Consider the following 23,634-nt stretch of genomic DNA (forward strand, 5'->3'; position numbering starts at 1 on the left):
CGTTTCGTGGCAAGAGTCCTCTGGCGAGGCCCCCTTTGGGGTCGTATAGGTGGCCAAAGGATGCCGCCTTTGGCGGCAGATCGAGCGAGATCCATTCGAGCGAGACAAATGCCCGACGCCGCGTTGCCGATCCAAGCCTCGCCCGAGGCCGACATCCTGTCGGCGCTGGGGACGCGCTCGATCGTGCTCGTCGGCATGATGGGGGTGGGCAAATCCACCATCGGCCGCCGCCTGGCTCTCCGGCTCAAGCTGCCCTTCGTCGATGCCGACACCGAGATCGAGGCCGCGGCCGGCATGACCATACCGGAAATCTTCGAGCGCCACGGCGAGCCGCATTTCCGTGACGGCGAGGCCCGCGTGATCGCGCGTCTGCTCGACGGCGGGCCCATCGTGCTGGCGACCGGCGGCGGCGCCTTCATGCGCGAGGAGACGCGGGGCCGGATCGCGGCAAAGGCGATCTCGATCTGGCTCAAGGCCGATCATGACGTCATCATGCGCCGCGTGCGCCGGCGCGCCGACCGTCCGCTGCTCCAGACCGCCGATCCCGAAGGAACCGTGACGCGCCTGCTCACCGAGCGCGAGCCGGTTTACGGCCACGCCGACCTCACCATCGCCTCGCGCGACGTGCCGCACGACAGAATCGTCGACGAGACCATCGAGACGCTGCGTGCGCATCTTTGCGGCGAACGGGCGTCCCCGCCACCAGCCGACGTCGCGAGTGCCGCACGATGACCGCGCCTTTGAAACATTCCGATCCCGTCAATGTCGAGGTCGCGCTGGAGAATCGCGCCTATGACATCGTCATCGGCCGCGGCGTGCTGGCCTCGCTCGGCGAACGGGTGGCGCGTTTGCGTCCCGGCGTGCGCACCGCGATCGTGACGGATCGCACCGTCGCGAAATACTGGCTCGAACCCGCCGAGGCTTCGCTCGCAGCCGCGGGCATTCCGACATCGCGCATCGTCGTCGAGGAAGGCGAGATCTCCAAGACCTATGCCGGTCTCGAAAAGGTCAGCGAGGCCCTGATCGCCGCGAAGATCGAGCGCAACGATCTCGTCATCGCGCTCGGCGGCGGCGTGGTCGGCGATCTCGCCGGCTTTGCGGCGGCGATCCTGCGCCGCGGCGTCGACTTCGTGCAGGTCCCGACCTCGCTGCTGGCGCAGGTCGATTCCTCCGTCGGCGGCAAGACTGGCATCAATTCGCCGCAGGGCAAGAATCTGCTTGGCGCCTTCCACCAGCCGGTGCTTGTGATCGCCGACACCGCCGTGCTCGACACGCTGTCGCCGCGGCAATTCCGCGCCGGCTATGCCGAGGTCGCCAAATACGGCGTGCTCGGCGACGAGGCCTTCTTCGCCTGGCTCGAGAAGAATCATTCCGACATCTCCAAAGGCGGCTCGGCGCGCGAGCATGCGATCGCGACCTCCTGCCGCGCCAAGGCCGGCGTGGTCTCGCGCGACGAGCGCGAGACCGGCGAGCGCGCGCTGCTCAATCTCGGCCATACGTTCGGTCATGCGCTGGAAGCCGCGACCGGTTTCTCCGATCGCCTGTTTCACGGCGAGGGTGTTTCGATCGGCATGACGCTGGCGGCGCAGTTTTCGGCGAAGCTCGGCATGATCGGCGACGCGGACGCCGCGCGGGTCGAGCGCCACCTCATCGAAGCCGGCTTGCCGACGCGCTTGCAGGACATCGCGGGATTCGCGCAGGAGGGGCTTGCCGATGCCGACGCGCTGATGGCGCTGATGGCGCAGGACAAGAAGGTCGTGCGCGGCAGGCTCACCTTCATCCTGCTGGAGGCTGTCGGGCGCGCAATCGTCGTGAAGAACGTCGAACCGGCTCCGGTGCGCGACTTCCTCAAGGAGAAGCTCGCCCACAAGGCGTGACACGCGGTTGAACGGCGCTAAAGCGTTTTCGAGCGAAATGGGTACCGGTTCGCGTCAAGAAAACGCGTCAAAACAAGAAACCAGAGTGGTTCATGGATTGGCTCGGATTCACCATCGTCATTCTCTGCCTGCTCGTCTCCGGCTTCTTCGCCGCGAGCGAGACCGCGCTGACCGGCGCCTCGCGCGCCAGCATGCTGCGGCTCTCCAAGCAGGGTAATCGCGACGCCGACGTGGTCTCGCAGCTGCTCGACATGCGCGAGCGCCTGATCGGCGCCCTGCTGCTCGGCAACAATATCGCCAACATCAGTGCATCCGCACTGGCCACCAGCATCTTCACGGCCTGGTTCGGCGACGTCGGCGTGCTCTATGCCACCGGCTTGATGACCGCACTGGTCGTGATCTTCGCCGAGGTGCTGCCCAAGACCATCGCGATCAACGCGCCCGACCGCATGGCGCTGGCGGTCGCGCGCCCGATGCGGCTGACGATGTACGTGCTGGGACCGCTGCTGCGGATCGTGGAAGTCATCGTGCGGCTGTTGATGCGCCTGTTCGGCCTTGCCGGCGAACACCAGGCGATCCTGTCGCCGACCGAGCGCCTGCGCGGCGCGGTCGACCTGCTGCATCATGAAGGCAAGTTCGAGAAGCACGACCGCGACATGCTCGGCGGGCTGCTCGATCTGCGCGAGCTCCAGGTTTCCGACGTTATGATCCATCGCACCGAGATGACGATGATCAACGCCGACCTGTCGCCGGAGGATCTGGTGCGCGAGGTGCTGGCGGCCGAATACACCCGCATCCCGCTGTGGCGCGAGAAGCCGGAAAACATCATCGGCGTGCTCCACGCCAAGGATTTGCTGCGCGCGATCCGCGCGGCCGACGGCGAGACCTCGCGCATCGACGTCTCCACCATCGCGCTGCCGCCCTGGTTCGTGCCGGAGATGCGGCCCGTCTCCGAGCAGCTCAAGGCGTTCCGCCGCCGCAAGACCCATTTCGCCCTGGTCGTCGACGAGTATGGCGAAGTTGAAGGTCTCGTGACGCTGGAAGACATTCTGGAAGAGATCGTCGGCGACATCTCCGACGAGCATGACGTCGTGGTCGCGGGCGTGCGCGCCCAGCCGGACGGCTCGGTCGTCGTCGACGGCTCGGTGCCGATCCGCGACCTCAACCGCGCCATGGACTGGCACCTGCCCGACGAAGAGGCAACGACGGTTGCCGGCCTCGTCATTCACGAGGCGCGCTCGATCCCCGATCGCGGCCAGAGTTTCACCTTCCACGGCTTCCGCTTCCGCGTCCTCCGCCGCGAACGCAACCGCATCACCGCACTCCGTATTTCACCGGTGCCGCGCGAGACGGAATTGGAGGAAGCCAAGCGGCGGCGGGCCGGGACGTCGTTTTGACGCGGTAGCTGTCATCGTCCGCCTTGTGCGCGCTTGCGCACTGGAGCGGACGATCCAGTACGCCGCAGCGGCTCGATTCTAGCCGCGCCGCCTCGGAGTACTGGATGCCCGCCTTCGCGGGCATGACAGCCGTATCGGCGAGCTAGCTCCCGCCTTCCCCCGGCGCTTGCGCGTGGATCGCCAGCGCGTGCACGCTGCCTGAGAGTTCCGCGGCCAGCGCCGAATTTATCATGCGGTGGCGATCGACCCGGCTCTTCCCTTTGAAGCCTTGAGACACGATATATACGCGGAAGTGCGTCTCGCCGCTCGGCCGATGGCCGGCGTGGCCCTCATGCAAATGTGACTCGTCGACGACTTGGAGGCTTTCCGGCGTGAAAGCTTCCTGCAACTTGTTGCTGATAGTGTCTCTCATAGCCATGGGTGTGCCATTAAGGTGCGCGACCGCACTCCGTCAATTCCGTAGGTCGCCCTTGGCGGCCGTTCTCGAGAACGCCGAGGCGAAGCTTCGGGTATGTGTTTTCAGCTAATTGCAATGTCAAGACTTGAAGGTTTTTGCATTGCGTAGTCAAAGTCAGCCATGCCGATCGATTCATCAAAGTTCTTCGACTCCATCCGGATCAAGCCGAAAGGCAAGCAGCCGGAAGTGAAGCCGCGCGACGCCGTGGTCAATTGCGAATGGACCGGGTGTCAGAACAAGGGCGCGCATCGTGCGCCCAAGGGTCGCGACAATCAGCGTGAGTACTGGCACTTCTGCCTGAACCATGTGCGCGAGTACAACCAGAACTACAATTTCTTCTCCGGCATGAATGCCGACGCTGTCGCGCGCTATCAGAAAGATGCGCTGACCGGTCATCGTCCGACCTGGAAGATGGGCGCCAATGGCGGCGTCAAGAAAGGCGCGGAGGCCGAGATCGACGGCGCCTTCGATCCGTTCAGCATGTTCCAGGAGCTCAACGGTCGCACCGGCTGGCGCGCCGGGCCGCAGGCCGCGCCCAAGGCCGAGACGCGCAAGATCATGAATGCCGAGCGCAAGGCGCTCCAGGTGATGGGCCTCGGCCCCGAGTCCACGCTCGCCGACGTCAAGTCCAAGTACAAGGCGCTGGTGAAGCAGCACCACCCCGACGCCAACGGCGGCGACCGCTCCACCGAGGACCGCCTGATCGAGATCATCAAGGCGTATAATTATCTGAAGACCGTGGTGCGCGAAGCCTGAGGCCGCGCACTGTCTTCCCTTCTCCCCTTGTGGGAGAAGGTGGCGCGAAGAGCGCCGGATGAGGGCTTGCTTCCTCAAATTCCAATGCAAGGGATTGTGCGGGGAGAGAACCCCTCACCCGTCTCGCCGCTGCGCGGCGAGCCACCCTCTCCCACAAGGGGAGAGGGAAAGAACGCCGTTCCATCTGGGCTACGCATTCCCTACGCCTTCGGCATCGCCCCCACATATGACGAGCTCGGCCGGATCAGCCGTCCCGTCCGCTGCTGCTCGCGCGCATGCGCCGTCCAGCCGGCGGCGCGCGCCACCGCGAAGATCGGCGTGAAGGCCTGTCTCGGAATCGCCAGCGCATCGAGCAGGATCGCGGTGAAGAACTCCACATTGGTCTCCAGCGGCCGGTCCGGATTCTTCTTGCGCAACGCGCTACGGATATAGGCCTCCACCTCGCCGGCAAACGGCAGGTCGGCGCCGTCCGAGGCCAGCGCCTCGATCGCGGTCTTGAGCACGTCGGCGCGCGGATCGCGCACGCGATAGACGCGGTGACCAAAACCCATCATCCGCTCGCCGCGGGCGAGTGCTGCGTCCACCCAGGGCTGGATGCGCTCGCGCGAGCCGATCGCGTCGAGCATTTCCAGCACCGGCTCCGGCGCGCCGCCATGCAGCGGACCCGTCAGCGCGCAATAGCCGGCGGTGACGGCGGCAAACAGGTCAGCCTGCGTTGAGGCCACCACGCGCGCGGTGAAGGTCGAGGCGTTCATGCCGTGATCGCTGGCGGTGACGAGATAGGCGTCCAGTGCCGTGACCTCGAGTGGTTCGGGCGCGCGCCCGTGCAGCATGCGAAGCGTATCGGCCGCATGGCTCACATTCGGATCGGGCGCCACGGGATCGAGACCCCTGGCGCGGCGGACGAGCGCGCCGGCAATCACCGGGAATGCGCCGACGATCGTCGCCTCGTGGGCGAGGCCGTGCTCGGCGCGAAGTCCCGCGACCGCCGCGCGAAACCCGTCGACGACGCCCATGCCGCGCGTTGCCGGCAGCAACTCATCCAGCCGCGCGAAGGCGCGCTCGCGTGCCGCGCCGAGGCTCGCGCGCACATTGGCTTCGTTCAGCGTGGTTATGCTGGCGCCGTTCCAGAGCCGGGCGGTGACGCCTTCAAAGCTCGACTGCCTGGCGAGGGTGCCTACATGCTCGCCGGCGATGATCAACTCGCCGCGTTCGCCATCGACATGGCTCAGCACGGTTTCGGCCGCGGGAACGCCGTCCAGCCCGATCTGGCTTTTGGTGAGGTGGATGTTCATGGCCCAAATCTCCTTTGCACCAGCCAAAGGTCGGGCCTCTCGACAGATTGATCAATCTTGATTACATAAATCAATATGAAAAATTCGGAAGGTCTCTACCTCTCCGCCCGGGAAGCCGCCGCCGAGCTCGCAATCTCGCCGGCCACGCTCTACGCCTATGTCAGCCGCGGCCTGGTCCGCTCCGAGCCGACGCCGGACTCGCGCAAGAACCGCTATCGCGCCGAGGACGTCCGGGCCCTGAAGGAGCGCCGGGTGCCGTCGCCAGAGCCGCGCGGCCTGCGCAGCTTCGATGCCGATCTGCCTGTCATGGACACGGAGATCTCCACCATCACCGAGGACGGCGCGATCTATCGCGGCGTCAATTGCGTTGATCTCGCGGAGAACGACACGCTGGAGCACACCGCGACGCTTCTGTGGGACGTCTCCGGCGTCGATCCCTTTGCGCCGGATAATCAGCCCGCGGTGTCCGATGAGATGCGCCTGATCGCGCAGGCGGCGCGCCGCGCCGCGCCGATCGACCGCGCCATCGCCGTGCTGGCGCTCGCATCGAGCGCCGATCCTCGCGCCTTCACCCGCGCGCATGACGGACGTGCGATGGTCGGAGGGCGCATCGTCCGGCTTCTGGTCGCGACCATGCTCAACACGGAGCCGTCCGCCGAGCCGCTGCACCAGCAGATCGCGAGGGCCTGGGCTCCCGACAACAAGCACGCGGCCGATCTGATCCGCCGCGCGCTGGTTCTGCTCGCCGAGCATGAATTGAACGCGTCCACCTTCACCGCGCGCTGCGCGGCCTCGACCGGCCTCAATCTTTATGACTCCGTCATCGCCGGCCTCGCCGCGCTGAAGGGACCGAAGCACGGCGGTGCCGGCGTGCTCGCCTCGCAGCTCGTCAAGGCGCTGGTCGATCGTGACGTCGAGCCAATGGTCCGCGAACGCGTCGCGCTCGGCGAACGCTTTGCGGGCTTCGGTCACGGTGTCTACAAGCGGGGCGATCGGCGCGCGCAGTCGCTCCTGAATGCCTTGACCCGCGCAGGCGCACCGCGCAAATTCACCAAGGAGGTGCCCGAGCGCATCGCGGAGGCGACCGGCGAGCTCGTCAACATCGACTATGCGCTCGCCGTCCTGGTGCACGCGCTGCGCCTGCCGGCCGGAAGCGAGCTCGCTTTGTTTGCGATGGCCCGCAGCGTCGGCTGGATCGCCCATGCGAGCGAGCAGCTACAGCACGGCAAGCTGATCAGGCCAAGGGCAAGGTATGTCGGGCCGGCGCCGGGAAGAAGGGTAGGGACGGGTACCTGATCAATCCGCAAGCCCCAACACGAACGCCAAAGCAATCCCGAGCCGAGCCATGTCCTGGCTGCCGAGATGCCCGATCTTCTGTCCGATCCGTTCGCGTCTCACGGTGATCGGCTTGTCGGCCATCGCCTGCGATCTCAGTCGCAATCCATTCTCGCGGGTTGGCTCGATGGTCACGCGAAAGTCCGGGGCGTCCGCCAGTTCGGAAGTCAACTGGCAGATCACCACGGAGGCATGAGTTTCGGGGAAAGCGTCGCTCTGCACGATGACCGCCGGGCGGGGCTTGCCATAGTCGCCCGTTGCAGCGACGGCCACCACGTCACCGCGTTGCATCTGCGTCGAACTCGGAGACCGACTCGATCCACTGCAGCGTGCTGCGCTCGCGATCCGGGTCGAGGCCGGCAACCTGCTTCGCCACCCGTCGTCGAACTGACCGCGAGCGAGCATCAGCGACGACGAGGCGCAGTTCGCGCAATCCCCGGACGCGCCTCCGCTGGCGCATCATTTTCATTCTTTCAGCGGGTGCAGTCATTGGAAACGGTCCCATCGTAACGCGTTACACTGTAACGCGTTACGGGTAGAGAGGCAAGGGCGAGGTCCGCAACCGCAAGCAGCGCGCCGCTTGACGCTATCGAGCCGGCGGCTTCGCCATCGCCACACCGCCACCGTTACGGCGGCGATAGATCCAGGCCGCCAGGCCCAGAACGATCGCGACTCCGACCACGGTCAGGATCCAGATGTGCTTGCCGACATGTCCATGGTGGTGCAGCCCGGCATATTCGTGCAGGGCCGACACCGCCAGCACGCCCGGCAGCACATGCGCCGGCGCCCAGACCAGGATCGCCGGGATGTTGATGGCGTAGAAGCGGGCCGGGGGCATGCCCAGCGCGCCCGCCGTGACCGGGACGAAGGCACGGATCGGCGGCACGAAGCGGGCGAAGAACACCGCCCAGGTGCCGAAGCGGTGGAAGAAATTCTCGCTCTGCTCGACCACGCGCGGATAATTGGTCAGCGGCCAGGTGTTGAGGATCTCCCGTTGCTGCCGGTGCCCGATCCAGTACGCCGAACCATCGCCGAGCACCGCGCCGAGCGCTGCCGCCAGCAACACCCATTGCAGCCTAAGCTCGCCGCCAGGAACCAACGCGCTCAGCGCCAGGATGATGGTCGAGCCGGGGATGACCGACCCCACCACCGGAACCGCCTCCAGCAGGGCCGCCAGGAACAGGGTCAGATAGGCCAGCCACGCATGGGCCGAGACGAATGAAATGAGGGGATCGAGAAAGGACGTCACATCGTCTCTGTGGTGGATTGGGCCTTGTGGATTGGGCCTTGTGGATTGGCCTTGGGGATCGGCCTTGGGGTTCGGACCCTACATAAGTAACGAGCGGCGGTAAAAGTGCCACCCGCGTGGGCAGGACCGTGCCTCCGCACGAAATTCAGGCGTGATTCGCAGGGCAGCCTTCCAAAAATCGCGTTCCTTGCCTATCTAAATGAAAAGACAACGGAACTTTGATTGGGGGGCGGGCTTCTGCCCGCACGTTGTCTCTGATAGGTTCGCAACAGCACCCAGCCGCAGCCAACGTGCAATAACTGGTCTCGGGATCGCCCGGGACCTCGGAGGATTGATGACGACCGCCGCGATGTCCAAAGTTGAGGAAGTTTCCGGTTTGCCCGACATGAAGGTGTCGGTGCGCCAGGTGTTCGGGATCGACAGCGATCTCGAAGTCCCCGCTTATTCCGAAGTCGATCCTCACGTCCCCGAAGTCGATTCCGATTACCGCTTCGATCGCGCCACCACGCTCGCCATTCTCGCCGGCTTCGCCCACAACCGCCGCGTCATGGTCACGGGCTATCACGGCACCGGCAAATCCACCCATATCGAGCAGGTCGCCGCGCGGCTGAACTGGCCCTGCGTGCGCGTCAACCTCGACAGCCACATCAGCCGTATCGACCTCGTCGGCAAGGACTCGATCGTGGTCCGCGACGGCAAGCAGGTCACCGAATTCCGCGACGGCATCCTGCCCTGGGCGCTCCAGCATAACGTTGCGCTGGTGTTCGACGAATACGACGCCGGCCGCCCGGACGTGATGTTCGTGATCCAGCGCGTGCTGGAAGTCTCCGGCCGCCTGACGCTGCTCGACCAGAATAAGGTGATCAAGCCGCATCCGGCATTCCGCATGTTCTCGACCGCCAACACCGTCGGCCTCGGCGACACTTCGGGCCTCTATCACGGCACCCAGCAGATCAACCAGGGCCAGATGGACCGCTGGTCGATCGTCACCACGCTGAACTATCTCAGCCATGACGAGGAAGTGGAGATCGTGCTGGCCAAGGCCAAGCACTATCGGACCACGGAGGGCCGCGACATCGTCAACAAGATGGTTCGCCTCGCCGACCTCACCCGCAACGCTTTCGCCAATGGCGATCTGTCGACGGTGATGAGCCCGCGCACGGTGATCACCTGGGCCGAAAACGCCGACATCTTCAGCGACATCGGTTTTGCGTTCCGGGTCACCTTCCTCAACAAGTGCGACGAGCTCGAACGTCCTCTCGTCGCCGAGTTCTACCAGCGCTGCTTCAACGCGGAGCTGCCGGAATCGGCGGTGAACGTGGCGCTCAGCTGATCTCTCTCGGTGTGTCGTCCCGGCGAAAGCCGGGACCCATACCGCGTGATGTCTCGAGTGAAGCGCCGCCGATAATTTCTCCTGACGCAATGATCGCCGGTGATTATGGGTCCCGGCCTTCGCCGGGACGACGGGTAAGGGCGAGATGAGCACCACCTCCAACTCCAAATTCCGCAACACCAAGGAAGCCCCGACCGAGCCGTTCAAGCGCTCGGTGGCCTCTTGCCTCAAGGCGATCGCCAAGGCGCCCGAGCTCGACGTCAGCTTCGCCGCCGAGCGTCCCGGGCTCGCGCCGGGCAAGGCGCGGCTGCCCGAGCCTGCGCGAAAGATGACCAGGCGCGATGCCGCGATCGTGCGCGGCCATGCCGATTCGATCGCGCTCAAGCTCGCCTGTCATGATCCAAAGGTGCATCGCAAGCTGATGCCAGGCAATCCACAGGCGCGCGGCGTGTTCGAGGCGGTGGAGCAGGCCCGGGTCGAGGCGATCGGCGCGCGGCGCATGGCGGGCGTTGCGAAAAACCTCACCGCGATGCTCGACGACCATTTCCATCGCGGCAAGTTCGACGAGATCACCGATCGCGCCGACGCGCCGCTCGCCGACGCGCTGGCGATGCTGGTGCGCGAACGCCTGACCGGCATGGCGCCGCCGACCGCCGCCAAGAAGATGGTCGATCTCTGGCGCCCCATTCTCGAAGATAAGATCGGCAGGCGGCTCGACCGGCTCGACACCGTGGTCGAGGACCAGACCAGGTTCGGCGATGCCGTGCATGATCTCCTGACGGCGCTCGAGATCGGCGACGAGCGCAGCGCCGACAGCGAAGACAATGACGAGAACGACGAGAACCAGGACGGCGACAACGATCAGTCCGGCGCCGAGGGCTCGCCCGATTCCGACGCCGCGCAGGAGATGAGCGCTGATCAGGCCCAGGCGTCGAGCGAGGAGATGAGCGAGAGCGCGATGGAAAGCGCGCAGGCCTCGACCTCCGACACCTTCGACGACGGCGAACTCGGCGACGACGAGACGCCGGGCGAGGCGACGCGGCCGAATTCGCACGGCAAGAACGAGCCGCGCGGGCCGGAATACCACGCCTTCGCGCCGAAGTTCGACGAGATCATCGCCGCCGAAGACCTCTGCGATCATGACGAGCTGGAGCGCCTGCGCGCCTATCTCGACAAGCAGCTCGCGCATCTGCAGGGCATCGTCGCCCGTCTCGCCAACCGGCTCCAGCGCAGGCTGATGGCGCAGCAGAACCGCGCCTGGGAGTTCGATCTCGAAGAGGGCATTCTGGATCCCGCGCGGCTGTCGCGCGTGGTGACCGATCCCTATCACCCGCTGTCCTTCATGCACGAGAAGGAGGCGACGTTCCGCGACACCGTGGTGACGCTGCTCTTAGACAATTCCGGTTCGATGCGCGGCAGGCCGATCACGGTCGCGGCGACTTGCGCCGACATCCTCGCCCGCACGCTGGAGCGTTGCGGCGTCAAGGTCGAGATTCTCGGCTTCACCACGCGCGCCTGGAAGGGTGGCCAATCGCGCGAGGCGTGGCTTGCCGCCGGCAAGCCGGCCAGTCCGGGCCGTCTCAACGATCTCCGCCACATCATCTACAAATCGGCAGACGCCCCGTGGCGCCGTGCGCGGAAGAATCTCGGCCTGATGATGCGCGAGGGGCTGCTGAAGGAGAACATCGACGGCGAGGCGCTCGACTGGGCGCACAAGCGCCTGCTCGGCCGGCCCGAACAGCGCAAGATCCTGATGATGATCTCCGACGGTGCGCCGGTCGACGATTCCACGCTGTCGGTCAATCCCGGCAACTACCTCGAGCGGCACCTGCGCCACATCATCGAGGAGATCGAGACCCGCTCGCCGGTCGAGCTGATCGCGATCGGCATCGGCCATGACGTGACGCGCTATTACCGCCGCGCGGTGACGATCGTGGACGCCGAAGAGCTCGGCGGCGCCATCACCGAAAAACTCGCCGAACTCTTCAGCGAGACCAACACCGCGCCCACGCAGCCGGCCAACCGCCCGCGACGCAAATTGCATTCGTGAGCAAGCATCGATCCCGCCGCAGCTTTATCGGCCACGCGGCGGCGGGATTTTCCACTCTCGCACTGTCTCGTCTGGCGCAGGCACAGCCCGCGCCGAAGCCGGCGCTCATCGAGCACGCCGTCGCCGCGCCTGTCGGCATTGAGGTCAACGCGCGGCCGATCCCCAATTTCGAGCCGCGCGACCGCGTGCGCACGCGGTTCGGTTCGCTGGACTATCGCGGCGGCCTGGTGCTGACCTCGCCGCATCGCGGCTTCGGCGGCCTGTCCGGCTTCCGGTTTCTCGACAGCAAAGGCGAGCGCTTCCTCGCGATCTCCGACCAGGGCACCTGGTTCACCGGTCGCATCCGCTATTCCGGGCGGAGCATGACCGGTCTCGACGACGTCGAGGCTGCGCCGGTGCTCAATGCGGAGGGGCGGCCGATCACGGAGAAGCGGCTATGGTACGACACCGAATCGCTCGCGCGCGACGGCGACTTCGTCTATGTCGGGCTCGAGCGCGTCAACCAGATCATGCGGTTCGATTTCTCGAAAGGCGGCACACGCGCCCGCGGCGAGGTGCTGCCGACGCCGCCGGCGGTGCGAAAGTTGCCCTATAATAAAGGGCTCGAGGCGCTGGTGTTTGTCCCCAAGGACATACCAAAGGGGCAGCCGCTCGCGGGGACCTTGATCGCGCTGTCGGAGGGCGGCTTCGACGCCGACGGCAATCTGATCGGATTTTTGCTCGGCGGCCCGACGCCCGGCCAGTTCAGCATTCGCCGCACCGAGCAGCAGCTCATCAGCGATGCGGTGCTGCTGCCCTCGGGCGATCTCCTGATTCTCGAACGCAAATTCTCCTGGTTCACCGGCGTCGATATCCGCATCCGCGCGATCCCCCTGAAATCGATCGCGCCGGGCGCATTGGTCGACGGCCCCGTGCTGTTCAAGGCCGATCTCGGCCACGAGATCGACAACATGGAAGGCATCGACGCCCACGTCACGCCTGACGGCGAGACCGTGCTGACGCTGGTGTCCGACGACAATTTCTCGATGCTCCAGCGCACCCTGCTGCTGCAGTTCGCGCTGGTGGAGTAGAGGCTATCTCTTGTCGTCCTGGACAAGCGAGCAGAGCGAGCGCTGATCCAGGACCCATTACCTCAGGGAGAAGTTTGGCGAAGGCTCGTGGTTATCAATCCGCGCAACACTGCTAACTGGGGTAATGGGTCCTGGCTTTCGCCAGGACGACGACTGCGGTGCAATGCGTGGCCGAACGAGCCGCCATGCCCGCCGCGCGGCTGGCAATCGGCGCATCGCTCACTACACTCTGTCCAACTCCCCGCCCCATCCCGGAACTCCCCCGCATGAGCGTCCTGTTTTCCCCGATCAAGCTGCGCGGCCTGACCTTGAAGAACCGCATCGTGGTGTCGCCGATGTGCCAATATTCGGCCGAGGACGGCGTTCCCACCGACTGGCACTTCACCCACATCAACAATCTCAGCCTGTCCGGCGCGGCGATGTTCTGCATCGAGGCGACCCATGTCGAGGCGATCGGCCGCATCACGCCGGGCTGCCTCGGGCTCTACAGCGATGCCGCCGAGGCCGCGCTGAAGCAGATCCTCACCTCGGTGCGGAAACATTCCTCGACCGCCATGGCGATGCAGCTCGCGCATGCGGGCCGCAAAGCGAGCAGCGCGCGGCCCTGGGACGGCGGCCAGCTGATCCCGCAGGACCAGGGCGGCTGGCAGACCGTGGCGCCGTCGGCGCTGCCGCACAAGGAGGGCGAAGCCGCGCCGCTGGCGCTCGACGCCGCGGGCCTCAAGCGCATTCGCGATGCCTTCGTCGAGTCGGCGAAGCGCGCCGATCGCATCGGCATCGACGCGATCGAGCTGCACGGCGCGCACGGCTATCTCTTGCATCAATTCCTGTCGCCGATCTCGAACAGGCGCACCGACGAATATGGCGGCTCGCTCGAAAACCGCATGCGCTTCCCGCTGGAAGTCTACGACGCGGTGCGCGCGGCATTCCCGCACGACAAGCCGATCGGGATGCGGGTGTCGTCGACCGACTGGGTCGAGGGCGGCTGGGACCTGGCGCAGACGATTGAGTTCGCCAAGGCGCTGAAGGCGCGCGGCGTCGACTGGATCGATGCCTCCTCCGGCGGTGTCTCGCCGCTGCAGAAGATCGCGCTCGGCCCCGGCTATCAGGTGCAGTTTGCAGACAGCATCAAGCGCGAGACGGGTTTGCCCACCATCGCCGTCGGCCTCATCACAGAGCCGAAGCAGGCGGAAGACATCGTCGCCTCCGGCAGGGCCGACATGGTCGCGCTCGCCCGCGGCATGCTCTACGATCCCCGCTGGGGCTGGCACGCCGCAGCGGAGCTCGGCGGCGAAGTCGAAGCACCCCCGCAATACTGGCGCTCGCAGCCCTCGACGCAGAAGGCGCTGTTCGGCAAGACCAATTTCGGGGCGCGGTGAGGGGGGCGAATGTGGCGCGACGACCGCGCCGCAAACTCGTCATTGCGAGGAGCCCTTGCGACGAAGCAATCCAGACTGCGTCCGCGGAAAGAGCCTGGATTGCTTCGCTGCGCTCGCAATGACGGTCGGGGAGGCATGCGCCCACGCAAAGGTCGCCGCGCTTGCGTCCTTTGGTCCTAAACCATCCCACCTCACGCATCCGTAAACCCTCTCACCTTCCACCTCCGCCAAATCTGGCCTAACCTCGCGTGCGTCCAACGCCTCGCGGAGGCCTGCCATGCGGTTTCGTATCCGGAAAGCTGCCCACGTCATCGAGCGCGTGGGGCTTGCGATGGCGGGCGCGGCGTGCGGGCTGTTTGTCGGCGCTTACGTGGGATCCGCTATACCCGCGCTCACCACGGAAGGCTTCCTGCTGCTGATGATGGTGCTGGGCTTCGTCGGCTTCTATCTTGGCATCGACACACCGCAGCTGCCCTTCGACGAGGCCCATGGCGACATCGACGCCGCGGAACTGCTGAGCTCCGCCGGCACGCTCTGCGCCACATTCACTGCGCTCGCCTCCGTCGCCATCATCGTGCTCCGCCTCGAACCGCATATCGCGTGGAGCTGGTTCGCCTTGTTCGGCTGGATCGCCGGCGTGGCGATGCAGATCGTCGCGGGGGCGAAGGCGCGGATGCGGAAGTCGTGAGATGAGATAGCCGCGCAACAATCTCCGCGGTCGTCCTGGCGAAAGCCAGGACCCATACCGCGTGATTTATCGATTGTGGGCGGTAGGCGTACCGAACGACGAGCCTTCGCCAAACTGCTCCCTGGGGTATCGCGACGAGCGCAAGGGCGCTCGCGCGGGGGTCCTGGCTTTCGCCGGGACGACGGGAGAGCCTAAAACACCACGCCCACCTTCGTGCCGCGCTTCCATGCCACGCGGCAGCGCTTCTTGGTGTTCACATGCAGCAGCTCGAACCGATCGGGAATCTTCACCTGCCCGCCGAGATCGACGCAGGCGCCGCCCGGCGAATAGTCGATCAGCGTGCAGGGGATCACCGGCGCGCGCGGGTCGGTGATGATCTTGGCCTGCCGGGACACGAGGCCCGCGGGCTTGACGCGGGCATGTCGTCGCGGATGCATTGGCACTCTCCTCCAATTTCCGCGGATGGCGCGGGTGGTTTGTCGATGATGCCAAGGAGATGATTCGATCCGGCTAAGGCGGGGGCGAGAATTTTAATGAAAAGTATCGGCGAATGGAGAAAGGAGCGGTAGCGGGGTGGGTTGCCATCAAAGCCCGTCCGTCATTGCGAGCGGAGTCACCCCACCACGATCTCCCCCGCCTCGCCTCCAGCGCCCACACCCGGCGGCACCGGCATCGGCACCGTCACATAGTCCTTCGGCAAATTCACCGGCCGATAGCCCGGCTCCACCGCCATCCGCTTCAACACGCTCTCGTGCACATGCGCGCCTTCGGGAATGAGGCGCGGTTCGCAATCGGGGATGTAGAGCCCCATAAACACCTTCCGCTCCGGCCATTCCTTGTAGGTCGCGCTCTTCGGCAGATACTCCAGGACGCGCCAGGGCGCCGTCATCGAATCATGCAGCTCGCCGGTCTTGCCGGTGAAGGCGGGCGGCACGTATTGGAACGGCGAGTTCTTGCGCTGGATGCCCCAGGCGAGCTGGTTCACCGTGCGCGGGTTGAAGTTCAACCCGGCCTTGGCCGCCTCCTCGATCATCCAGAGCAGCGGATATTTGGACTCGCCGCTCTCGGCTTCCGGATAGCCACCGCCGACGTCGCAATGCACGCCGGCGAACCACACCTGCAGGATGTCCTGCGGCTCCTTCTTCTCATCGGGCACATAGCGGTTGCGCCAGTAGTCCTGCGGCTCCTCATACGTATTCAGGCGGAACATGCGGCGCTGCTCGTCGATCGCGATCGCCTGGCGGAAGATGTTGACGCTGGGATTGCGCAGCGTGAAGGCGAGCTCCTCCAGGCTGAAGACGAGGAAGAAGACGTCGCGCCGCGGCACGATCACGCTCGCCACCGTGTCCCAGACGCCGATGAAGTGGATGGTCGGCCAGCGCGTCGAGGTGATGCGCGCGAACTGGGCGGCGAGGTCGAATTGATCTTTCGGCAGCGGTCCCTGATCGTCGACGGCGATGTCCTTGAGATCCTCGATGTCGTTGCCGCGCCCGGTGCCGGAATATTGCTTGTAGGCGACGAGGCCGGAGCCCGCGAGGTTGGCCTGCTCCGGCGAGATCAGGCCGATCTTGTGGATCAGCCCCGCCAGCACGCGAACCGTGTAGGCACCGCGCGAAAAACCGAACAGATAGATCCTGTCGCCCGGTGCGTAATGCTCGACCAGGAAACAATAGGCCGAGAGCACGTTGTCATCGAGCCCGTAGCCGGTGGCGAGCCCCAGCACCAGATTGACGTTGGCTTTCCAGCGATGCCACGTCGAGGGCTCCGTCACCGTGCCGACCCCGGGATCGTAGAACACCATCTGCCGCGGCTGCGTCTTGGCCGTCTTGCGCAGGCAGCGATACAGCTTCAGGACGTTGGAGATGTTTTCGGAAATCTCGTTGCCGGTGCCGTCACAGCAGATGACGAGATTTTTCGGCTCGGATGTGTGGTCGGCGTTGCGCTCGTGCTCCACAGGATACCCCTCCCGCTGATGCTACCCGGGCGAGTATAGCGGAAAACGGCGGGGAGAAGGAGATGTATGGCCGGAAGTTCGACTGCGGCCATCCTTCGAGACGCCCGCCTGCGGCGGGCCCTCAGGATGAGGGATGAGTGTGCGGTGGCATTTCAACGCAGATGAGTGCAGGCAAGCCTCATCCTGAGGAGACCGCGAAGCGGTCGTCTCGAAGGACGAGGCGCTCGCTCAGGCGCCGCTGAGGCGTCCTATGCGAGAGCCCCGCCGTTGTGAAAGAGGCCGCCCCGCTACTTCTTCTTCTGCCCGATCTCCGGCTGCCACGCCGCATCCTTGCGGCTGGGCGCTGCGGCGCTGGTCTTGATCTTGTCTTTCTTCGGCTTCTTGGTCTCGCGGTTGCTGCGTTGCTGTCCCTTGGCCATGACGTCGTCTCCTCCTGGGTTTCGAGTTCGTCCGCGTGCGAGATCGGCGCTGCAATGGTCGCTGGCAGGGCTACGCGATGCGCCCGCCCGAGCCATTGAATATCGCCGCTGCGCACACGAGGCGCGAAAGATGCAGCGCAACATCGACGCGCGGCAATTGCGTGAGCTGCGCTGACGTGGTCGAGCGTACGCCTGCGCCCTGCCGATGGCGAGGACTAAAACGCCGCGTGCGAGCACCGCGCTTGCGCCTTAAGTCCCGGCCCGCGCTGACATAAAGCTGGCTATTGCCGGGTAACAAGCGCATGGTCGCGACCAGCTGGCGTCGGTTGGGGCCTCTTCTTTGCGAAAGGCAGGCGCGCATGACCATCCGCTCGCGGCGAGAAACCATCACCTTCAAGCATCCATTCCACATCCGCGGCGTCGCGCGCGAATTGCCGGCCGGCGCCTATGAGGTCGTCACCGACGAGGAGATGATCGAGGGCCTGTCCTTCGCGTCCTATCGCCGCGTCGCCACCATGATCACGGTGCCCTCCGAAGGCGTGCGCGGTGCGACGGAGATGCTGTCGATCGGTTCGGTCGACCTGGCGGATGCCCAACGTATCGACGCGAGTGCCTGAAATGACTGACATCCCGGTCGATCTCGACAGCCACCGCGGCATGGCCGCCCAGAAGGCAACCGACCTGCGCCGCGCGCTGGCCGATGTCGAGGCCCAGGTCAGGGAGCTGCGCGAGCGCGAGGCCGAGCTCGAAAACCGCATGATGTCCGTGCCCGCCACGTCCTGGCCCGAGGCCGCCGTGAAGGCCCGCCATCTTCTCAACCTCTATGCCGCGAGCCTCCCCGCCGAGGACACCCGCCACCGGGCGCTGGTCGCCGCGCTGTTCGACGATTTCGCAAGGCTCAACGGCGACGGCTGAAGGCGACCAACTCGTGGCGCGATAACGCAGCGCTCGCAAACACAGGCGTCGTCCTGGCGAAAGCCAGGACCCATAACCACCGAAGTCAGTTGTTGTGCAAGCTTGTGCAACAGCCTGCTTCGATAACGCCGACCGGCGTCCCCGTGCGCCATCGCGCACAAGCCCGGCACGACGCGCGGCCGCAAAAGGAACACCCCATGACGCTCACCACCAGCCGCTTCATCGCCCACGACCAGGACCGCGGCATCGTCCAGTTCTCGATGCAGGACGGCAGTAAGGAGATCCCCTGCGCGATCTCGACCTCCGCCATGGACGACCTCGAGCGCGGCCCGCGCGCCAGGCCCAGCGAGCGCGAAGAGCAGTTCACGCGCCTGCGCGAGCGCATCGAAGCCTGCACCGGACGCAAATATCAGGCGACGGAGTTCGAAGGCACGCCGCCGGGGATCGTGCTGCGGAGCATTGATTTTCGGGGGTAGGGGCGGCCTTATGGAACCGCGCCCCAGACACTGGCAGAAGCCGAATCTACAAAAGTGAATCCCACGTTCGATTCTGAAAGCGCCCTGTAGCGAACGAGTTCTGCATTTAATTGTGCAAGCCCGGCGGGCGTCGGATTATAGACGCAGAAGTATAGATGATCTATGTCGCTTCGGAAAATCTGCAAGTAGATGTGCTCGTCGTTTCTATCTGCCGAATGGCCAAAAACAAAAAACGCACCTTCGCATAGATTGATTTGTTCGTAGCAGTGCCGCAAATACGGAGAACCGAATATCTTTGCGAGCTTTTGCGAGGAAGCTCCCTCAGCTACGTAGAGCGGTAGCCTTTTGCCTGCGACTATGGTCTTGCCAATAGCCTCGATTATCGCTGGTTCTCCAAGGCGTTTGTGTACGGCTCCATGCTCATCGGAGAATAAATGAAGCCCGCCGCGGACGTTGTATACATTGCACCATGCTTCTTCGCTGAAAGGGCCCAGAAATTCCCCGTCATTCTCGCCGAGACCAAATCCGTCAGTGAATGAGCCTGTATCCTGTAGCCGAATCCAGTGAAGTAAGAAGTCATAGTTCAATGTGAACAGATTGGAGAAATGGTCGATAAATTCAAAAGCAGGCACGAGACCTGCTACCTCTGTGTGGAAGTTCGGATGTACAGCGCGTATCGCGTGGACCAAAGCGCGTCGGAGCTTCTGTGCTTCTTTGCGCAATGCGTAGGCCCGCGCAGCTTTGTTGTATTTCTCCTCGACAAGCGCAGCGGCTTCTAAGGTTTTTATTACATATTCAAAGTCAACTGTTTTGAGAGCATCGAATAAGCTCAACAAACATTCATTCGTCTCGAGTCCCGCATTCTTAAGAAGGTTAGCGTAGTTAAAATAGGTGTATGAGAAGCCGTTGCCGATCAGTATCGAGCGCGTGATATTCTCTGATAAGGCAAGAGCTTCCTGAAATGAGATGACCTTGTGCTCATCGTTGGCCATTTTGGTCTGCCTCGCAAAGAATGCTAGCCGGGGCGTGAACTAGTCGTTTGGCAATTCGAAGAGGATGCCAACAACTTCGAGTGCTTCCGTTAATCTGGGCAAGGAATGCGAACCATCCAAACTGAGTAATTCAGCGGGTGTCAGTCCGTCGGGATTTAGGCTTTCCAAGACCACTAGCGCGCCATGACACCGCAGTCGCTTGAAGTAGCGCGCGCCATCCTCGTCGATGGCCACAATGAGCCTTCCGTCTAATGTCGCTATCTCGCTTGCCTTGGCTGGCTTATTGTTCGTCATGAGAAATTGTCCGTCGAGCGCGACGGGCTCAGCTGAGCGACCTTCAACTTTAAAGAGGCGCGAGTCTTTCAGCGTCCGGCTTAGGATGTCTAGATCCGGTATTTCCAGGAATTCCCTTTCGATATCGGCAGGCGGGAGCGGCAAAAGATGCGACGTAAATAGGGTGCCCACGATCTTTCGGAAGCCAGTGTCGGGTGGCACGATTACAGGTTCAGGAATGGAATATGGGTCCACGGCTTGCCCTGTCAAAACGGCAATTTCGGCGTGGTTCTCGGGTCGATTTAGACGGCGAGCTAACAAACTGTTTCCGGATGCGGCGACCACAAGGTTTCGTGCGTTCACCTTTGCATAGTTACTTACAATAATCAGATCGCCGATGCTTGCGACGGGATCAAGCGTCCCAGCGGCGAGTTGGAAGACGTCGTGGTTGGGCAGCCTGACTTCTTCACCTGTGGTCCATTCGGTAACAGTGATAATCCCGTCTCCGACGCGTCCGTCTGTTTTTGCTGCGGCAGCGACGCCGGTCTGGCGCATGATGCATTGTTTGACGCGATCTTTGTGGCCCTTTGGAAATTCTAAGACATTCTTCGCCCAAGGGAAGGTCCGGGGCTCACCGGTATACCGCTCGAACGTATCGAATACGCCGAATGCAGTATGTATTTTGTCGAGCAATGTTTTATCCCAATACCCTCTAACGACATCAGCCTCTGCGACGCCGAAGCTCTCATCGTCCTTATGATGGGGTTCGTTTATGTATTGAATAGCCTTGTGACTCTCATTCAGCGCATTGATGAGCGCTTCGAACGGCCTTCGATCAAACGGAGCGACGTGGTCTTGGCGTAGTCTCTTGAGTTCTTCCTTCAGTTGGTTGAGGGTCAGGTCGGGTACCTGACTGCTGATGCCTCGAAGCATGAACTTGATTAGGTCCTCACAATAGATGCGGACCTTCCGTATGTAGTCGCGCGCTTTTGCATCGTCGTTGTTAGACTTTGCATCGTCGTAAATTCGACGAAGCTCGCCGCCATTGGCGACGGTAGCCACCCCTGAAATCTTGTTTACGGCCCCGATTAATCCCTGTTGCGCTTTGAATTTTTCGTGGTCGACCAGCATTTGATAGAAGCTGCGTTCGTGCGTCGTTACGATCAGCTGCGAGTGGAGCAACTCAGATTCAGCCAAGTTAGCGCTGCGCACAAGCTCTTGTGCCCATCTTCGCTTATTGCGCGGGTCGAAAGTAGCCTGTGGATCGTCAAGGATTACAAGTGGAAGTGGATTCCATCCCAGTGTTCGAAGTGTTTCCTCTCGCAAGGCCAGAATGAAAGACCACAGAATGGCCCGCAACCAAGATGTGTTCGCAACCAAGGCTGCGTCAATCCGCATGCCAGGACTAAAGCTGCCACTTACACTTACTTCCTTTCTGCTAATTGTCGTCTCCTGATAGGCTAAGCGCTCTCTCAGGACGACCCTCCCACATATTGAATTTATTGTCTCAGAGAGCGCGGTAATTGAACTTGTTGTTTCCGTTGCAACGAGGGCTCTCAAATTCTTGAGCGGCTCCAATGAGTCGCGAATCGCTTCGCGGGTTTGCTGGACCCTCCGAATGGTTATCCAGTTTCCCGCGGCCTCGGCTGCACTAGTCAAGTTTCTGGATAGATCATCTAGGGGGCGTGCATGATCTAGCGCCTGCTCTAGTTCGAGAAGTTTTCCCTCTATGCTCTGTTCTGGAAATGAACCGTCGTCTAGCTGCTTGCCAATCAGGATACTCCAGGCTTCCAAAAACTTCGGTCGGCTTGCCCCCCACCAGCGGACAAGAGCGATAAGCCGTTCCAGTAAATAGAGCTCTTGCCTCAATTTGATTGCAGCCTCGGGTTCGCCGCTAGAGGCCTTGAAGTCTTCGTAAGTGAAGCCGGGAAGAGTTTTATGCTGTTCGTCGATCGTCGACGTAACCGATGTTGAAAGACCGACGAGAACGCTTGCGAACGAATTATCGGATGTAAACGCCTCGCGCATGGCTGACGAGTATGAATCGCTTGGATTCATTTTATCGATGATGTCACGCGAAGTGGTTACCTCCATCGGTATGCAGGCGGCGGTGGTTTCTAGGATACTCAGGCATGCGTCGCTCAATTTGCGCTCGGCCGCGTCTGAGTTCGTTTTCAATTCTTCGAGTTCTCGCGCCAGCGCTCTCTTGTTTTCGTCATCCAATGGAGATGCGCAGAGAGGGCAAGTGGCATCGCCCGACTGCAGAGGCACAAAACTCTGAGCTGCTATGGCTTTCAAACGCAGCTTGTCGTCCGCGGCCTGACGTTGATGCCAGCTAAGGGCTTGGTCGAGATTGGCCGTTGCCGTAGGGATCGCATCGACCAATTTGGAGAAGTTAGGATCGGTAAGGGCGACCGTTAAAGCTCTCCAGACTCGAAACAAGGGGATCGCTTTAGTTCCCTGGGCGACGAGGCCGCGAGCGTTGGAAACGGCTGTCTTGACAGTGGTGCGCCCTTGAGAAGTATTGACGTTTACGTTTAGCGATATCTCGCTTTTCAGCGTCTCAAGGTATTTGCCAGCGGCTTCCGACGCTAGGCGCGCCGGCTCTTGGAGGAGGCCATCTATTCCCTCATCACGGGTCAACGGGGAAGGCAACACGAAATCGAACTCGCTCGCGAGTTGTTTTGCCTTCTCTATGTTCTCGTAGAAGCGGTTTTCATGTAGATCAATGCGGTTGTCTTTTGCGTACTTCATAAACTTTCGATTGGCGGCTCCGAATGCCGAGCAACCTTCTGCGATATTCGCTAATCGGTCGAGGCCTGTAAGCTGCTTGACGGCCTCGTAGAGGGTTAGACTGCTTTTGCCGAAGCCGATCTTGGTGATGCGTGCGGGCATAAGTATGCCGATCTCAGCAAGCCGAAGCGCATCAATGATTGCGGGGTCGATTTGGTCTTCTGACGTTGGAGCTCCTTGGGAGGGGCTAACAATGCGACGAAAGGCTGTTGCGGTGCTGCCGTCGTTGGAAGCGAAAGTGAGGCGGACCGAAACTTGTGCGGATTTCTGCAGGTCCGCAATCTCGGTGGGGTAGGCCGCTAAGGGAGGCCAGGTTCCGAGGCGTTTGCCGTCGTCATCTTCAACGTCGTCGCGCATGCCTTGTTCGAGCACGGGTCCTTCGTGCTCCCGAATGCGATAGCCCGTCAGTGCCCACAGGATAGCGCTCACGAGCGATGTCTTGCCGGATCCGTTTTGGCCTTCAAGGCACCAGTTGTTCCCTCCGACATATAGATCGAAAGGTTTGCCGCCAAATATAGTAAGGCCGCCGAAGCCAGAGGCCTCAACCCGCGTGAGACGCCATGATTTCTGGCCAGATGAGGTTGGCGCTGCTCCCGCTACATTTGCGGGATCGTACTTGTTGTTCTCCCACGCCGATAGCAGGTCCGTGAAAAGACTTTCGTCGCCGTTTGCGACCTTGTCTGGGTCAGCGTTCAATAAGAACTCGAATAGACGGCGCTGTTCAGGCTTTTCTAGCCTTATGGCCCCTGCTTTTTGATCGCCGAATTTTTCCCAAACCACACTTTGGCCGGCCAGCAGTCGTTTGGTCACTTCTGAATATGAAGCTGACATCGACGCAATCCTCAGCTCATGAAATAGACGATGGGCAATAAGGACGAGTACAACCTTTTCGAGTGTGATTTGGCGGTATAACTTTAGGGCGAGGC

The 23,634-nt window shown here is 62.8% G+C and carries 23 protein-coding genes; 13 read left to right on the plus strand and 10 right to left on the minus strand.

Features of this window, described 5'->3' with window-relative positions; genetic code table 11:
- Nucleotides 1–108: 108 nt before the first annotated feature.
- The 3 genes from ABIB91_RS03625 to ABIB91_RS03635 all read left to right on the plus strand — a co-directional run bounded on the left by ABIB91_RS03625 (nt 109) and on the right by ABIB91_RS03635 (nt 3,274).
- Entirely contained in the window at nt 109–732 is a 624-nt protein-coding gene (locus ABIB91_RS03625) for a shikimate kinase (RefSeq protein WP_354159883.1), read from the plus strand.
- The gene (aroB, locus tag ABIB91_RS03630) at nt 729–1,877 is read left to right on the plus strand and encodes a 3-dehydroquinate synthase (protein ID WP_354159881.1); all 1,149 of its coding nucleotides are present in this window, start codon (nt 729–731) and stop codon (nt 1,875–1,877) included. The genes ABIB91_RS03625 and aroB overlap by 4 nt, the downstream gene beginning before the upstream one ends.
- Before the next feature lie 92 nt (nt 1,878–1,969).
- A complete protein-coding gene (locus tag ABIB91_RS03635) occupies nt 1,970–3,274 on the plus strand; it encodes an HlyC/CorC family transporter (protein ID WP_354159879.1) in 1,305 nt (434 codons plus the stop codon).
- Nucleotides 3,275–3,416: 142 nt separating this feature from the next.
- On the opposite strand, the gene ABIB91_RS03640 is transcribed toward ABIB91_RS03635, so the two are convergent.
- A complete protein-coding gene (locus ABIB91_RS03640; RefSeq protein WP_354159877.1) occupies nt 3,417–3,692 on the minus strand; it encodes a BolA family protein in 276 nt (91 codons plus the stop codon).
- Nucleotides 3,693–3,851: 159 nt separating this feature from the next.
- Here ABIB91_RS03640 and ABIB91_RS03645 point away from each other — a divergent pair, with 159 nt between their 5' ends.
- Nucleotides 3,852–4,487, plus strand: coding sequence for a J domain-containing protein (locus ABIB91_RS03645; protein ID WP_027515160.1), 636 nt, complete (start codon nt 3,852–3,854; stop codon nt 4,485–4,487).
- A 200-nt stretch (nt 4,488–4,687) separates the two neighbouring features.
- Here the strand turns inward: ABIB91_RS03645 and ABIB91_RS03650 are convergent, their stop codons facing one another.
- Entirely contained in the window at nt 4,688–5,782 is a 1,095-nt protein-coding gene (locus tag ABIB91_RS03650; protein ID WP_354159874.1) for a citrate synthase/methylcitrate synthase, read from the minus strand.
- A gap of 75 nt (nt 5,783–5,857) precedes the next feature.
- Here ABIB91_RS03650 and ABIB91_RS03655 point away from each other — a divergent pair, with 75 nt between their 5' ends.
- Nucleotides 5,858–7,078, plus strand: a complete 1,221-nt coding sequence (locus tag ABIB91_RS03655; protein WP_354159872.1) for a citrate/2-methylcitrate synthase — start codon at nt 5,858–5,860, stop codon at nt 7,076–7,078.
- Here ABIB91_RS03655 and ABIB91_RS03660 read toward each other — a convergent pair whose 3' ends face one another.
- From ABIB91_RS03660 to ABIB91_RS03670, 3 genes are all read right to left on the minus strand, one after another.
- Complete coding sequence (locus ABIB91_RS03660) at nt 7,079–7,408, minus strand: type II toxin-antitoxin system PemK/MazF family toxin (protein ID WP_354159870.1); 330 nt, start codon at nt 7,406–7,408, stop codon at nt 7,079–7,081. It lies immediately after the preceding gene.
- Nucleotides 7,395–7,607, minus strand: coding sequence for a hypothetical protein (locus ABIB91_RS03665; RefSeq protein ID WP_354159868.1), 213 nt, complete (start codon nt 7,605–7,607; stop codon nt 7,395–7,397). The genes ABIB91_RS03660 and ABIB91_RS03665 overlap by 14 nt, the downstream gene beginning before the upstream one ends.
- A 96-nt stretch (nt 7,608–7,703) precedes the next feature.
- The gene (locus ABIB91_RS03670) at nt 7,704–8,366 is read right to left on the minus strand and encodes a DedA family protein (protein ID WP_354159866.1); all 663 of its coding nucleotides are present in this window, start codon (nt 8,364–8,366) and stop codon (nt 7,704–7,706) included.
- A 334-nt stretch (nt 8,367–8,700) separates the two neighbouring features.
- Here ABIB91_RS03670 and cobS point away from each other — a divergent pair, with 334 nt between their 5' ends.
- The 5 genes from cobS to ABIB91_RS03695 all read left to right on the plus strand — a co-directional run bounded on the left by cobS (nt 8,701) and on the right by ABIB91_RS03695 (nt 14,886).
- The gene (cobS, locus tag ABIB91_RS03675; RefSeq protein ID WP_007599232.1) at nt 8,701–9,699 is read left to right on the plus strand and encodes a cobaltochelatase subunit CobS; all 999 of its coding nucleotides are present in this window, start codon (nt 8,701–8,703) and stop codon (nt 9,697–9,699) included.
- Nucleotides 9,700–9,844: 145 nt separating this feature from the next.
- Complete coding sequence (gene cobT, locus ABIB91_RS03680; RefSeq protein WP_354159863.1) at nt 9,845–11,749, plus strand: cobaltochelatase subunit CobT; 1,905 nt, start codon at nt 9,845–9,847, stop codon at nt 11,747–11,749.
- Entirely contained in the window at nt 11,746–12,819 is a 1,074-nt protein-coding gene (locus tag ABIB91_RS03685; protein WP_354159861.1) for an esterase-like activity of phytase family protein, read from the plus strand. Before cobT ends, ABIB91_RS03685 begins: the two co-directional genes overlap by 4 nt.
- Before the next feature lie 266 nt (nt 12,820–13,085).
- Complete coding sequence (locus ABIB91_RS03690) at nt 13,086–14,198, plus strand: NADH:flavin oxidoreductase/NADH oxidase (RefSeq protein WP_354159859.1); 1,113 nt, start codon at nt 13,086–13,088, stop codon at nt 14,196–14,198.
- A gap of 277 nt (nt 14,199–14,475) precedes the next feature.
- Nucleotides 14,476–14,886, plus strand: coding sequence for a hypothetical protein (locus ABIB91_RS03695; protein WP_007599237.1), 411 nt, complete (start codon nt 14,476–14,478; stop codon nt 14,884–14,886).
- A gap of 191 nt (nt 14,887–15,077) precedes the next feature.
- Here the strand turns inward: ABIB91_RS03695 and ABIB91_RS03700 are convergent, their stop codons facing one another.
- The 3 genes from ABIB91_RS03700 to ABIB91_RS03710 all read right to left on the minus strand — a co-directional run bounded on the left by ABIB91_RS03700 (nt 15,078) and on the right by ABIB91_RS03710 (nt 17,259).
- Nucleotides 15,078–15,323 (minus strand): PilZ domain-containing protein, encoded by a 246-nt coding sequence (locus tag ABIB91_RS03700; RefSeq protein ID WP_007599245.1) that lies wholly within the window; start codon nt 15,321–15,323, stop codon nt 15,078–15,080.
- Nucleotides 15,324–15,499: 176 nt separating this feature from the next.
- The gene (locus ABIB91_RS03705; protein ID WP_354159856.1) at nt 15,500–16,840 is read right to left on the minus strand and encodes a T6SS phospholipase effector Tle1-like catalytic domain-containing protein; all 1,341 of its coding nucleotides are present in this window, start codon (nt 16,838–16,840) and stop codon (nt 15,500–15,502) included.
- Between the two features lie 287 nt (nt 16,841–17,127).
- Nucleotides 17,128–17,259 (minus strand): hypothetical protein, encoded by a 132-nt coding sequence (locus ABIB91_RS03710; RefSeq protein ID WP_007599247.1) that lies wholly within the window; start codon nt 17,257–17,259, stop codon nt 17,128–17,130.
- A gap of 359 nt (nt 17,260–17,618) precedes the next feature.
- On the opposite strand from ABIB91_RS03710, the gene ABIB91_RS03715 reads away from it, so the two are divergent.
- The 3 genes from ABIB91_RS03715 to ABIB91_RS03725 all read left to right on the plus strand — a co-directional run bounded on the left by ABIB91_RS03715 (nt 17,619) and on the right by ABIB91_RS03725 (nt 18,650).
- Nucleotides 17,619–17,876 carry a hypothetical protein gene (locus tag ABIB91_RS03715; protein WP_007599250.1) on the plus strand — a complete coding sequence of 86 codons (258 nt, stop codon included), beginning with the start codon at nt 17,619–17,621 and terminating at the stop codon, nt 17,874–17,876.
- Nucleotide 17,877: 1 nt separating this feature from the next.
- Entirely contained in the window at nt 17,878–18,174 is a 297-nt protein-coding gene (locus ABIB91_RS03720) for a hypothetical protein (RefSeq protein WP_007599252.1), read from the plus strand.
- A 197-nt stretch (nt 18,175–18,371) separates the two neighbouring features.
- Nucleotides 18,372–18,650, plus strand: coding sequence for a DUF1488 family protein (locus ABIB91_RS03725; RefSeq protein WP_354159854.1), 279 nt, complete (start codon nt 18,372–18,374; stop codon nt 18,648–18,650).
- Between the two features lie 8 nt (nt 18,651–18,658).
- Here ABIB91_RS03725 and ABIB91_RS03730 read toward each other — a convergent pair whose 3' ends face one another.
- Nucleotides 18,659–19,642 carry a DUF4917 family protein gene (locus ABIB91_RS03730; RefSeq protein WP_354159852.1) on the minus strand — a complete coding sequence of 328 codons (984 nt, stop codon included), beginning with the start codon at nt 19,640–19,642 and terminating at the stop codon, nt 18,659–18,661.
- Between the two features lie 39 nt (nt 19,643–19,681).
- On the minus strand, nt 19,682–23,539 hold the full coding sequence (locus ABIB91_RS03735) for an AAA family ATPase (protein ID WP_354159850.1): 3,858 nt from the start codon (nt 23,537–23,539) through the stop codon (nt 19,682–19,684).
- Nucleotides 23,540–23,634: the final 95 nt, after the last annotated feature.

The sequence above is a fragment of the Bradyrhizobium sp. JR4.3 genome, from assembly GCF_040547695.1.
Taxonomy (GTDB): Bacteria; Pseudomonadota; Alphaproteobacteria; order Rhizobiales; family Xanthobacteraceae; genus Bradyrhizobium; species Bradyrhizobium canariense.